The sequence below is a fragment of the Pseudomonas sp. VI4.1 genome, from assembly GCF_002029345.1.
Classification (GTDB): Bacteria; Pseudomonadota; Gammaproteobacteria; order Pseudomonadales; family Pseudomonadaceae; genus Aquipseudomonas.
Map to the genome: position 1 here is coordinate 72,882 of NZ_MULM01000169.1, position 11,745 is coordinate 84,626.

Annotated in this window: 11 protein-coding genes; 4 read left to right on the forward strand and 7 right to left on the reverse strand. The window is 61.2% G+C overall.

Annotation, left to right across the window (positions count from 1 at the left end; translation table 11 throughout):
- Positions 1-98: 98 nt before the first annotated feature.
- Entirely contained in the window at positions 99-620 is a 522-nt protein-coding gene (locus BZ163_RS22020; protein ID WP_371916827.1) for a YaiI/YqxD family protein, read from the forward strand.
- A gap of 223 nt (positions 621-843) precedes the next feature.
- Here BZ163_RS22020 and elbB read toward each other — a convergent pair whose 3' ends face one another.
- Positions 844-1,512, reverse strand: coding sequence for an isoprenoid biosynthesis glyoxalase ElbB (gene elbB / locus BZ163_RS22030; protein ID WP_128872571.1), 669 nt, complete (start codon positions 1,510-1,512; stop codon positions 844-846).
- Between the two features lie 115 nt (positions 1,513-1,627).
- Between elbB and BZ163_RS22035 the strand changes: the two genes are divergently transcribed.
- Positions 1,628-2,863 carry a sterol desaturase family protein gene (locus tag BZ163_RS22035; RefSeq protein ID WP_128872572.1) on the forward strand — a complete coding sequence of 412 codons (1,236 nt, stop codon included), beginning with the start codon at positions 1,628-1,630 and terminating at the stop codon, positions 2,861-2,863.
- Here BZ163_RS22035 and BZ163_RS22040 read toward each other — a convergent pair.
- Positions 2,844-3,476: a DedA family protein gene (locus BZ163_RS22040; RefSeq protein WP_128872573.1), complete on the reverse strand. Its 633-nt coding sequence runs from the start codon at positions 3,474-3,476 to the stop codon at positions 2,844-2,846. The genes BZ163_RS22035 and BZ163_RS22040 overlap by 20 nt on opposite strands.
- Positions 3,477-3,682: 206 nt before the next feature.
- On the opposite strand from BZ163_RS22040, the gene hemB reads away from it, so the two are divergent.
- Together hemB and ppk1 are read left to right on the forward strand one after the other, a co-directional pair.
- A complete protein-coding gene (hemB, locus tag BZ163_RS22045) occupies positions 3,683-4,696 on the forward strand; it encodes a porphobilinogen synthase (protein WP_128872574.1) in 1,014 nt (337 codons plus the stop codon).
- A gap of 18 nt (positions 4,697-4,714) precedes the next feature.
- Positions 4,715-6,937: a polyphosphate kinase 1 gene (gene ppk1 / locus BZ163_RS22050; protein ID WP_128872575.1), complete on the forward strand. Its 2,223-nt coding sequence runs from the start codon at positions 4,715-4,717 to the stop codon at positions 6,935-6,937.
- A gap of 168 nt (positions 6,938-7,105) precedes the next feature.
- Here the strand turns inward: ppk1 and ppx are convergent, their stop codons facing one another.
- From ppx to BZ163_RS22075, 5 genes are all read right to left on the reverse strand, one after another.
- Positions 7,106-8,608 (reverse strand): exopolyphosphatase, encoded by a 1,503-nt coding sequence (gene ppx / locus BZ163_RS22055; RefSeq protein WP_128872576.1) that lies wholly within the window; start codon positions 8,606-8,608, stop codon positions 7,106-7,108.
- A 232-nt stretch (positions 8,609-8,840) separates the two neighbouring features.
- Positions 8,841-9,578 carry an amino acid ABC transporter ATP-binding protein gene (locus BZ163_RS22060; protein WP_128872577.1) on the reverse strand — a complete coding sequence of 246 codons (738 nt, stop codon included), beginning with the start codon at positions 9,576-9,578 and terminating at the stop codon, positions 8,841-8,843.
- Positions 9,565-10,215: an amino acid ABC transporter permease gene (locus tag BZ163_RS22065; protein WP_128872578.1), complete on the reverse strand. Its 651-nt coding sequence runs from the start codon at positions 10,213-10,215 to the stop codon at positions 9,565-9,567. Before BZ163_RS22065 ends, BZ163_RS22060 begins: the two co-directional genes overlap by 14 nt.
- Positions 10,212-10,892, reverse strand: coding sequence for an amino acid ABC transporter permease (locus BZ163_RS22070; protein ID WP_128872579.1), 681 nt, complete (start codon positions 10,890-10,892; stop codon positions 10,212-10,214). The genes BZ163_RS22065 and BZ163_RS22070 overlap by 4 nt, the downstream gene beginning before the upstream one ends.
- Before the next feature lie 21 nt (positions 10,893-10,913).
- On the reverse strand, positions 10,914-11,699 hold the full coding sequence (locus BZ163_RS22075; protein ID WP_128872580.1) for a transporter substrate-binding domain-containing protein: 786 nt from the start codon (positions 11,697-11,699) through the stop codon (positions 10,914-10,916).
- Positions 11,700-11,745: the final 46 nt, after the last annotated feature.

An 11,745-nucleotide genomic window follows, 5' to 3' on the forward strand; every position in this document is an offset into this window, starting at 1 on the left:
TGCGCTCATAATCGCGGGCAAGCCCGCTCCCACAGGTTTAGCGTTCGCCTTGTGGGAGCGTGGCTTGCCCGCGATGCTTTTTAAAAGAGGAAAACACAATGCGTGTCTGGATCGATGCCGACGCCTGCCCCCGGGCCGCCAAGGATCTGGTGGTGAAGTTCGCCCTCAAGCGCCAGTTCGAAGTGGTGCTGGTGGCCGGGCAGCCGCAGATCAAGCCGGGCCTGGCCCTGGTGAAGCTGATCGTGGTGCCCAGCGGTCCGGATGCGGCCGACGACTATCTGGTGGAGCACGCGGTTCCCGGTGAGCTGGTGATTTGCAGCGATGTGCCGCTGGCGGACCGGCTGGTGAAGAAGGGGGTTGCAGCGCTGGACCCGCGCGGCAAGGAGTTCGATGCACAGAACATGGGCGATCGACTCGCTGTGCGCAACCTGTTCACCGATTTGCGCGAGCAGGGGCAGATGAGCGGCGGCCCGGCGCCGTTCGGCGAACGCGAGAAACAGGCGTTTGCCAATGCGCTGGACCGGATCCTCACCCGGTTATCGCGGCCCCCTGTAGGAGCGAGCTTGCTCGCGAAAAACCCGAGACGACGCGGGGTGTCAGGCTTGCCGCATTATCGTTGACGACCATCGCGAGCAAGCTCGCTCCTACAGCGAAGAGGCCGTCACACTCAGCATCAATGTTGCCTGGGCACACCGCCTTCGCCAGCAAGCCGGCTCCTACAATCGTGCAATCGACACACCTCCCTGTAGGAGCTGGCTTGCCAGCGAAGAGGCCGTCACACTCAGCATCAATGTTGCCTGGCACACCGCCTTCGCCAGCAATCCGACCCCGACAAGAACCGTGTCAGGCGTCGTTTTCGTGTGTCAGTTCGAGCACGCGATCGACCAGTTTGTTGATGCCGGAGGCTGCTTCGCTGATGCTTTGCGCCAGCATGTACGCCGGCGTACTGACCAGCTTGCGGGCCTTGTCTTCAACGATTTCAGTCACCGCGCATTCCGCGTGTGTCGCCCCCATCTTGTTCATCGCGGCGGCCGTGTCGGCGTCATTACCGATGGTGCAGGTCACGCCCGGCCCATAGATTTTCGCTGCCAGCGCCGGCGAGATGCAGATCAGCCCGACCGGTTTGCCCGCTTCGGCAAAGGCTTCGGCCAGCGCCAGGACTTCCGGCTGCACGGTGCAGCCCGCGCCTTCGATGGCGAAGTTGGAGAGGTTCTTGGCCGCTCCGAACCCGCCGGGAACGATCAGCGCATCGAATTCTTCAACGTCCGCTTCGCGAATATCCTTGATGTGGCCCCGGGCGATTCGTGCCGACTCCACCAGCACATTGCGCGATTCGGGCATTTCTTCGCCGGTCAGGTGGTTGATCACATGCAACTGCGCAATATTCGGGGCGAAACACTGCACCTGGGCGCCACGCTGGTCCAGGCGCAGCAGGGTAATCACGCTCTCGTGGATCTCGGCGCCGTCGTATACGCCACAGCCGGAAAGGATCACTGCAATTTTTTTGCTCATGGGCTTTTCTCCAGATTCATGGCGTTAAATGTCCACTAATTTGTCACTCGTTGCCATAGGGATAATTCGCGACTACACATAGGATCTGTCCTCAAGACTCCGATCAGGGCGCGTCATGGATTTCATTCTGTATGCGGTGCCGTTTTTCTTTGTGCTGATCGCCCTCGAGCTGCTGGCCGACCGTTGGCGCGGGGTGAGCAATTACCGGGTGGCCGACGCGATCAACAGCATCAGCACCGGCGTGCTGTCGACCACCACGGGCTTGCTGACCAAGGGTGTCGGCCTGGTCACCTACGCATTTGCCCTCCAGCATCTGGCGCTGTTCGAGCTCGCGGCCGACCGCGTCTGGGTCTGGGTGTTTGCTTTCGTCCTCTACGACTTCTGCTACTACTGGCTGCACCGTCTGGGCCACGAGCGCAATATTCTCTGGGCGGCGCATTCGGTGCATCACCAGAGCGAGGACTACAACCTCTCCACCGCCCTGCGCCAGACCAGCACCGGCTTTCTCCTGAGCTGGATCTTTTACCTGCCCATGGCCGTGCTGGGTGTGCCGCTGCTGGTGTTCGTCAGCGTCGCCGCGTTGAACCTGCTGTATCAGTTCTGGGTGCATACCCGGCACATTCCCAAGCTCGGCTGGTTCGAGTGGTTCTTCGTCACACCGTCCAATCATCGGGCTCACCATGCACAGAATGCTCTCTACATGGATCGCAACTACGGCGGGGTGTTCATTATTTGGGACCGTCTATTTGGCTCGTTCCAGGAAGAGGACGACGACGAACCGGTGATTTTCGGCGTGACCACGCCGCTGGCGAGCTGGAATCCGTTGTGGGCTAACGTGCAGTTCTACGTGCAATTATGGGATGACGCACGGCGAGCCGGGAGTGGGTGGGACAAGTTGCGGATCTGGTTCATGCGCACCGGTTGGCGGCCGGCGGATGTGGCGGCGAAATACCCGATGAACAAACCGGACCTGAGTCAGTTCCGCAAGTTCGAGGTGCCGCTGGACGGGCGTCAGCAGCTGTACGTGGCGGTGCAGTTTTGCGTCTACATCGCGCTGGGCAGCTACTTGATGAACCTTGCGCAGCATCTGCCGACCGCCGCCCTGGTGCTCGGCTGGAGTGCCGTGGCGCTGGGGTTGTTCGTGTTGGGGGTGGCCCTGGAGAATCGCCCGTGGGCTTTGAAGCTGGAGCTGCTGCGACTGGCATCGAACCTGCCGCTGGCATGGCTGGCGCCAGCGGTCGGGCTGTGGCCGGCCAGTGCGGTGGGCTGGGTCGGGCTGCTCAGTTACAGCCTGCTCAGCCTCATCGGTCTCTACTGTTGCCGAAACCGCTTCACTCGACTGGCGTCTTAGGACCGTCGATTTTGGCCTGTTCGGCTTTCAAGGCTTGCTCGTCGGCGTAAATCTTTCGCGCCAGACGGGCGTTCTTGAAGCGCCGCCGCAGCCACAGGCAAAAGCCTATGACCAGCAGGGCGCCGAGCACCCACAGCTCGTACTTCTTGACGCTGCCGAGCATGCCTTCGAGTACTGCGCCGAAGTGATAGGCCGCGGCAGCCAGCGCGGCCGCCCAGATCGCGGCACCGATCCCGTTCAGCAGCAGATAACGTCCCGGCGGATAGCCCGACAGGCCGATCGCCACCGGCATCACCGTGCGCAGCCCATAAACAAAGCGGAAACTCAGGACCCAGATGTCCGGGTGCCTGCGGATATGTTCCAGCGCCCGGTCGCCCATCAACTGCCAGCGCGGTTTGCGCGCGAGCAACTTGCGGCCGTGCTTGCGCCCCAGGAAATACCACAGCTGATCGCCGGCATAGCTGCCGAGGAACGCCACGATCATCACCACTTTGAGGTCCATGTATCCGCGGAACGCGAGGAAGCCTGCGAGCACCAGAATGGTTTCGCCTTCGAAAAACGTGCCGAGAAAGAGGGCGAAGTAGCCGAATTCCTGAAGAAATTGTTGGAGCATTGTCTGGATGCTGGCGAAATGAACGCGCAGCCTAACCCTTCGTGCACATTCATGAAAGTGTCCAAATGTGTCTCGACGTGAACATTTCCTACAAGGAGAATGGAATGCGACTACCTGTCACAGGCTGCACATAACTGTAATACGACGGTCATAATGGTCGCTTATAACTGTCACGCTCGCCTCCCGCGCGGGCTCAGGAGTCTGCCGTGAGCTTTACCCCCGCCAACCGTTTGTTCCCTGCAACCCGTTTGCGACGCAACCGTCGTGATGATTTTTCGCGTCGACTGGTCCGTGAAAACGTTCTGACCGTCGACGACCTGATCTTGCCTGTGTTCGTGCTGGACGGTGAGAACCGTCGCGAAGCGGTGGCCTCGATGCCGGGCGTCGAGCGCCTGACCATCGACCTGTTGCTGGAAGAAGCGGCCAAGTGGGTCGAGTTGGGCATCCCTGCAGTGGCCCTGTTCCCGGTGACGCCACCTGAACTCAAATCCCTGGACGCCGCCGAAGCCTGGAACCCCGAAGGCATTGCCCAGCGCGCCACCCGCGCGTTGCGTGCGCAGTTCCCTGAGCTGGGGGTAATCACCGACGTTGCCCTGGACCCGTTCACCACCCACGGTCAGGACGGTATTCTCGACGAACAAGGCTACGTGCAGAACGACATCACGGTTGACGCACTGGTCAGGCAGGCCCTGTCCCACGCCGCAGCCGGCGCTCAGGTGGTCGCCCCGTCGGACATGATGGACGGTCGCATCCAGGCGATCCGCGAAGCCCTCGAACTGGCCGATCACGTCAATGTGCGGATCATGGCCTACTCGGCGAAGTACGCCAGCGCCTATTACGGCCCGTTCCGCGATGCCGTGGGTTCGGCGCTGAACCTGGGCAAGGCCAACAAGGCCTCCTATCAGATGGACCCGGCCAACAGCAACGAAGCCCTGCATGAGGTCGCGGCGGACTTGTCAGAAGGCGCGGACATGGTCATGGTCAAGCCAGGCATGCCGTATCTGGACATCCTCTATCGGGTCAAAGAAGAATTCAAAGTGCCGACTTTTGTTTATCAAGTCAGCGGCGAATACGCCATGCACATGGCAGCGATCCAGAATGGCTGGTTGAGCGAAGGGGTTATCCTCGAATCCCTGACCGCTTTTAAACGTGCAGGCGCTGATGGCATCCTGAGTTACTTTGCCGTCCGTGCCGCTCAATTGTTACGAGAGCAACAATAGCCCTCCCAGGAACATTCCATGACTACCGAAGGACTCACTGAAGTCGCCGTAAAAGAGGCTCAACCTGTGGTGGAGCAAATCGACGAAACCCCGCCGGAACTGGAGCCAGCTCCCGCCGCGGTGGTGGCCGAGCCTGCTGCGGCGACGCCGGCGATTGCCATTCCCGGCCTGGATGACAGCAGCCTGTACATTCATCGCGAGCTATCGCAACTGCAGTTCAACATCCGCGTGCTGGAACAGGCGCTGGATGTGTCCTACCCGTTGCTGGAGCGGTTGAAATTTCTGCTGATCTTCTCCAGCAACCTGGACGAGTTCTTCGAGATCCGTGTGGCCGGGCTGAAGAAGCAGATCACCTTCGCCCGTGAGCAGGCCGGCGCGGATGGCCTGCAACCGCATCAGGCCCTGGCCCGCATCAGCGAGTTGGTACACGGTCACGTCGACCGCCAGTACGCGATCCTCAACGACATTCTGTTGCCGGAACTGGAAAAGCATCAGGTCCGCTTCATCCGCCGGCGTCACTGGACCACCAAGATCAAGACCTGGGTTCGCCGTTTTTTCCGCGACGAGATCGCCCCGATCATCACCCCGATCGGCCTCGACCCGACCCACCCGTTCCCGTTGCTGGTGAACAAGAGCCTGAACTTCATTGTCGAGCTCGAAGGCATCGACGCCTTCGGTCGCGATTCCGGTCTGGCGATCATCCCGGCACCGCGCCTGCTGCCGCGGGTCATCAAGGTGCCGGAAGAAGTCGGCGGCCCTGGCGACAACTATGTATTCCTGTCGTCGATGATCCATGCCCACGCCGATGACCTGTTCCAGGGCATGAAGGTCAAGGGCTGCTACCAGTTCCGCCTGACCCGCAACGCCGACCTTTCCGTCGACACCGAAGATGTGGAAGACCTGGCTCGCGCCCTGCGCGGCGAGTTGTTCTCCCGTCGCTACGGTGACGCGGTGCGTCTGGAAGTCGCCGACACCTGCCCTAAACATCTGTCCGACTACCTGCTCAAGCAGTTCAACCTGCACGAGACCGAGCTGTATCAGGTCAACGGTCCGGTCAACCTGACCCGCCTGTTCAGCATTACCGGCCTGGACAGCCAGCGCGAGCTGCAATACCTGCCGTTCACGCCGCAGATCCCGAAGCTGCTGCAGAACAGCGAGAACATCTTCAGCGTGATCAGCAAGCAGGACATCCTGCTGCTGCACCCGTTCGAGTCGTTCACCCCGGTGGTCGACCTGCTGCGCCAGGCGGCCAAGGACCCGCACGTCCTGGCGGTGCGCCAGACCCTGTATCGCTCCGGCGCCAACTCGGAAATCGTCGATGCACTGGTCGATGCCGCGCGTAACGGCAAGGAAGTCACTGCGGTGATCGAATTGCGCGCGCGGTTCGATGAAGAGTCCAACCTGCAGCTCGCCAGCCGCCTGCAAGCGGCCGGTGCCGTGGTGATCTATGGCGTGGTCGGTTTCAAGACCCACGCCAAGATGATGCTGATTCTGCGGCGTGAAGCCGGCGAAATTGTCCGTTACGCTCACTTGGGTACCGGCAACTACCACGCGGCCAACGCCCGTCTGTACACCGACTACAGCCTGCTGACCTCCGACGATGCCTTGTGCGAAGACGTTGGCAAACTGTTCAGCCAGCTGATCGGCATGGGTAAGACCCTGCGCATGAAGAAGCTGCTGCACGCGCCGTTCACGCTGAAGAAGGGCATGCTCGACATGATTGCCCGCGAAACTCAGTTCGCCCTCGACGGCAAACCGGCGCACATCATCGCCAAGTTCAACTCGCTGACCGATCCGAAGATCATTCGCGCGCTGTACAAGGCCAGTCAGTCCGGGGTGCGTATCGACCTGGTGGTGCGCGGCATGTGCTGCCTGCGGCCGGGCATCGCCGGGGTTTCGCACAACATCCACGTGCGCTCGATCATCGGGCGCTTCCTGGAACACACCCGGGTCTTCTACTTCCTGAACGGCGGGGAGGAACAGATGTTCCTGTCCAGTGCCGACTGGATGGAGCGCAACCTCGACAAGCGCGTCGAGACTTGCTTCCCGGTGGAGGGCAAGAAGCTGATCATGCGGGTCAAGAAGGAGTTGGAGCTGTATCTGACCGACAACACCCATAGCTGGAGCCTGCAGGCGGACGGTCGCTATATCCGCAACACACCGACCGGCAACCAGAACCCGCGCAGTGCCCAGGCGACGCTGCTGGAGCGTTTGGGCAGCCCGATTCTGGCCGTTCGTTAACGCATAAAACCTGTGGGAGCGGGCTTGCTCGCGAAGAGGGCGTGTCAGTCGCCATTAATGTCACCTGACACACCGCCTTCGCGAGCAAGCCCGCTCCCACAAGGAGATTGCGTCGTCTGCTGAATCGCGGACACAAAAAAGGCCTTCCGAAGAAGGCCTTTTTCAGTTTCAGCGCACGTTAAGCACAAAGCCGACCCGGGTCAGCCATTCCGCTTCCAGACCAAAGTCGGCCTGGGTCAACTGGTTTTCGTCCAGCCAGTTTTCCGGGAACAGCACATCCAGGCTGTCGCCATTGGCCTGCAGTACGACCTGAGGCATTTGCTGGGTGCCGCGGATGTGATGGAACAGGATCGCAAAGCGCAGCAGCACGCACAGGCGAATCAGCTTGATGCCTTCATCGCCGAACTCGGCAAACTTGTCCCGGGGAATATTGCGTCGGTGACCGCGCACCAGCAGTGCGAGCATCAACTGGTCTTCGCGGGAGAAGCCCGCCAGGTCCGAATGCTCGATCAGGTAGGCGCCATGCTTGTGGTAGTGATAGTGAGCGATGTCCAGGCCCACTTCATGAACCTTGGCGGCCCAGCCCAGCAGTTCGCGCCAGATGCCGTCATCCAGGTCCCAATCCTCGGCCACCTGATCGAACGCGTGCAACGCCTTGCGTTCGACCCGCGCCGCTTGTTCCAGATCGACGTGATAACGCTCCATCAGCGAGCTGAGGGTGCGCTCGCGGACGTCTTCGTGGTGATGACGACCCATCAGGTCATACAGCACGCCTTCGCGCAGGGCGCCATCGCAGTGGTCCATGCGTTGCAGTTCCAGGGCATCGAAGATGGCTTCGAGAATCGCCAGGCCGGCCGGGAAGATCGCCCGGCGGTCCGGCTTGATGCCTTCGAAGTCGATCTTTTCGACGTCGCCGAGCTTGAACAGTTTGCGCTTGAGCCAGGCCAGGCCTTCGGCGTTCACTTCGCCCGTGCCATGCCCGCCGGCCTTCAGTGCCAGGCCGATGGCCCGGATGGTGCCCGAGGAGCCGATGGCTTCATCCCAGGTCAGGCGGTGCAGGGCGTGTTCGATGCTCATGATCTCCAGCCGCGCTGCCGTGTACGCCTGGGCATAGCGGGCCGGGGTGATCTTGCCGTCCTTGAAATAGCGCTGGGTAAAGCTGACGCAGCCCATCTGCAGGCTTTCGCGCAGCAACGGCTCGAAGCGCTGGCCAATGATGAATTCGGTACTGCCACCGCCAATGTCGGCCACCAGGCGCTTGCCCGGCGTGTCGGCGAGGGTGTGGGACACGCCGAGGTAGATCAGGCGCGCTTCTTCACGGCCGGAGATGACTTCCACCGGGTGGCCAAGGATTTCTTCAGCGCGGCGGATGAATTCGACGCGGTTGCGGGCTTCACGCAAGGCGTTGGTCCCGACGATTCGCACGGCGCCTGGCGGCATGCCATTGATCAGTTGGGCAAAGCGCTTCAGGCAATCGAGCCCGCGTTGCATGGATTCTTCGCTGAGCTGGCGCTCTTCATCGATGCCAGCGGCCAGCTGAACCTTCTCCCCGAGGCGTTCGAGAATACGGATTTCGCTGTTCTGGGCCTTGGCCACGACCATGTGAAAGCTGTTGGAGCCCAGGTCGATTGCGGCGATCAGGGACAGATTCTTGGCTTGAGATTGCGGCATGGTCAGGGGGTCTCGGTCGATAACCCTGACATCGTGACACGATCAAACGCTGCCGCCAACGCGTAGAGCCGCCGAAGGCTGCGATCTTTTGGCGCGGGGTACTTGCGGCGCGGCTGATGGCCCCTTCGCGAGCAAGCCCGCTCCCACATTCGCCGCATTCCTACTCAAATACTCGGTTAAATCTGGGAGCGGGCTTGCTCGCGAAGGCGGCCTCGCAGGCGCTGAAGAACTTTCAGCCCGTCATTTCAACGGTCCCAATGAAATTCGCCAGCTCCGCCGTCTGCGGATTGGCAAACAACGCCTTCGGATCCCCCACCTCATGCACCTTGCCCTTATGCATGAACACCAACTTATCCCCAACCTCCCGGGCAAAACGCATTTCATGGGTAACCATGATCAAGGTCATGCCTTGCGCCGCCAGCTGCCGCACCACGCTCAGCACTTCATTGACCAGTTCCGGGTCCAGCGCCGAAGTAATCTCATCACAAAGCAACACCTTCGGTGACATCGCCAAAGCCCGGGCAATCGCCACCCGTTGTTGCTGCCCACCGGACAGCCGGTCCGGAAACGCATCGAATTTTTCCCCCAGGCCAACCCGTTCCAGCATCTCCCTGGCCAGTTCAGCGGCCCTGGCTTTTGGCACCTTCTGCACCACCTGCGGTGCAAGCATGACGTTTTCGCCCACGGTCAGGTGCGGGAACAAGTTGAACTGCTGGAACACCATCCCGACTTTCTGCCGCAGGCTGCGCAGGTCGGCGCGGGCGGCGTCGAGGTATTCACCGTCGACTTCGATCACGCCGTCGTTGATCGACTCCAGGCCATTCAAGGTGCGCAGCAAGGTGGATTTACCCGAGCCGCTGCGGCCGATGATCGCCACCACCTGGCCTTCCTCGACGCTCAGGTCGATGCCTTTGAGCACATGGTGGTCGCCGTAATATTTATGCAGGGCGGAAATTCTAAGCAGAGGCATGCAGTCTCCTTTCCAGGTAGCGCGCACTGAGGGACAAGGGGTAACAGAGCAGGAAATAGCCGAGGGCCACCAGGCCGTAGACCATGAACGGCTCGAAGGTCGCGTTGGCGAGCATGCCGCCGGTCTTGGTCAGTTCGGTGAAACCGATGATCGAGGTGACGGCGGTGCCTTTGACCACTTGCACCGAGAAGCCGACGGTCGGCGCCACGGCGATGCGCAGGGCTTGCGGCAGGATCACGTAGCGCAGTTGCTCCAGCGGATTGAGTGCCAGGCTTGAAGAAGCTTCCCACTGGCCGTGGGGAATCGACTCGACACAACCGCGCCAGATCTCGGCCAAGTAGGCGCTGGTGAACAGCGTCAGGGCGATCGCCGCTGCCATCCATGGTGAAATCTCCACCCCGGCCAGCGCGACGCCGAAGAACACCAGGAACAGCTGCATCAACAGCGGCGTGCCCTGGAACAGTTCGATGTAAGTGCGGGCGAAACTGCTCGGCAGGGACTTTTTTGAAATGCGCATGACCATGATCAGCAAGCCGATCAGCCCGCCGCCGATGAACGCCACCAGCGACAACGCCAGCGTCCATTGCAGGCCGGTGAGCAGGTTGCGCAGGATGTCCCAGAAGGTGAAGTCGCTCATTGGCTGCTCCTTGTGCTGCTTCTTGAGATAAACCGGCGGCCAATCCAGTTCAGCAACTGGCGGATCAATAAAGCCATGCACAGGTAGAGCAGCGTGGTCAGGGCATAGGTTTCAAAGGCGCGGAAGTTGCGCGACTGAATGAAGTTGGCGGCGAAGCTCAGTTCTTCGGTGGCGATCTGCGAGCAGACCGCCGAACCCAGCATGACGATGATGATCTGGCTGCTCAGGGCCGGCCACACCTTGCCCAGCGCGGGCAGCAGGACCACGTGCCGGAAGGCTTCGAAGCGGCTCATCGCCAAGGCAGCGGCGGCTTCCAGCTGACCGCGAGGAATCGCCTGGATGCCGGCGCGGATGATCTCGGTCGAATAGGCCCCGAGGTTGATCACCATCGCCAGCACAGCGGCCTGCCATTCGGAAATCTGCACACCCAGGGACGGCAGGCCGAAGAAGATGAAAAACAACTGCACCAGAAACGGCGTGTTGCGGATCAACTCGACATAAACGCCGAAAATCGTGGAGAACGGGCGAATATTCCACGCCCGCACCAGGGCTCCGACAATACCCAGGCCGACCCCGAGCACCGCGCCGATAGCTGTCAGTTCAAGGGTGAACAGCGCACCGCGCAGCAGCAGGTCGGTGTTTTGCACCACAGGAATGAAGTCGAACTGATAGGACATATCAAGTCTCTCCTGCGGCGATCAGAGATCGGCCGGCAGCGGCTCTTTGAGCCAGGTTTGGGCGTTTTTCTCCAGCGAACCGTCGGTCCTGGCGGTGGCGAGGATCTGGTTGACCTTGCCCAGCAGCGCCGGCTCGTTCTTGTTGACGCCGACGTAGACCGGCGAATCCTTGAGTTTCACTTTCAGCGCCGGCACGCGTTTCGGGTTGCGTTCACTGATCGCCACCATCACCACGTTGCCGCTGGCGATCAGGTCGACTTGCCCGGCGAGGTAGGCCGCGATGGTCGAGTTGTTGTCTTCGAAGCGCTTGATGGTCACGCCTTCGGGCGCGACTTTGCTCAGCTCGATGTCTTCGATGGCGCCACGGGTGACGCTGATGGTCTTGCCCTTGAGGTCGTCCAGGCCCTTGATATCGGCATCCGGCGGGCCGAAGACGGCGAGGTAGAAGGGGGCGTAGGCGTTGGAGAAGTCGATGACCTTCTCGCGCTCGGGGTTTTTGCCCAGGCTGGAAATCACCAGGTCGACCTTGCCGGTGGTCAGGAACGGAATGCGGTTGGTGCTGTTGACCGGGGTCAGCTCGAGTGTGACCTTGAGTTGGTCGGCCAGCAGCCTGGCGGTGTCGACATCGAGGCCGCGTGGCTTCATGTCCGGGCCGACCGAGCCGAACGGCGGGAAGTCCTGGGGCACGGCCACCTTGAGGACACCGCGCTTGACCACATCCTCCAGACCGTCGGCGTGGGCGGGCGCCTGGCTCAGCATCAGGCTGGCAAACAGAGCGGCGAGGAGGGCGCTGTAACGCTGGGTCATGGCAAATCTCCGAATCGGCGGGAAGTGATTTCTGCGATTCGACAGA

Coding starts and splice junctions, on each gene's coding strand:
- BZ163_RS22020 (WP_371916827.1), top strand. CDS start 99: ATGCGTGTCTGGATCGATGCCGACGCCTGCCCCCGGGCCGCCAAGGAT.
- elbB (WP_128872571.1), bottom strand. CDS start 1,512: ATGAGCAAAAAAATTGCAGTGATCCTTTCCGGCTGTGGCGTATACGAC.
- BZ163_RS22035 (WP_128872572.1), top strand. CDS start 1,628: ATGGATTTCATTCTGTATGCGGTGCCGTTTTTCTTTGTGCTGATCGCC.
- BZ163_RS22040 (WP_128872573.1), bottom strand. CDS start 3,476: ATGCTCCAACAATTTCTTCAGGAATTCGGCTACTTCGCCCTCTTTCTC.
- ppk1 (WP_128872575.1), top strand. CDS start 4,715: ATGACTACCGAAGGACTCACTGAAGTCGCCGTAAAAGAGGCTCAACCT.
- ppx (WP_128872576.1), bottom strand. CDS start 8,608: ATGCCGCAATCTCAAGCCAAGAATCTGTCCCTGATCGCCGCAATCGAC.
- BZ163_RS22060 (WP_128872577.1), bottom strand. CDS start 9,578: ATGCCTCTGCTTAGAATTTCCGCCCTGCATAAATATTACGGCGACCAC.
- BZ163_RS22065 (WP_128872578.1), bottom strand. CDS start 10,215: ATGAGCGACTTCACCTTCTGGGACATCCTGCGCAACCTGCTCACCGGC.
- BZ163_RS22070 (WP_128872579.1), bottom strand. CDS start 10,892: ATGTCCTATCAGTTCGACTTCATTCCTGTGGTGCAAAACACCGACCTG.
- BZ163_RS22075 (WP_128872580.1), bottom strand. CDS start 11,699: ATGACCCAGCGTTACAGCGCCCTCCTCGCCGCTCTGTTTGCCAGCCTG.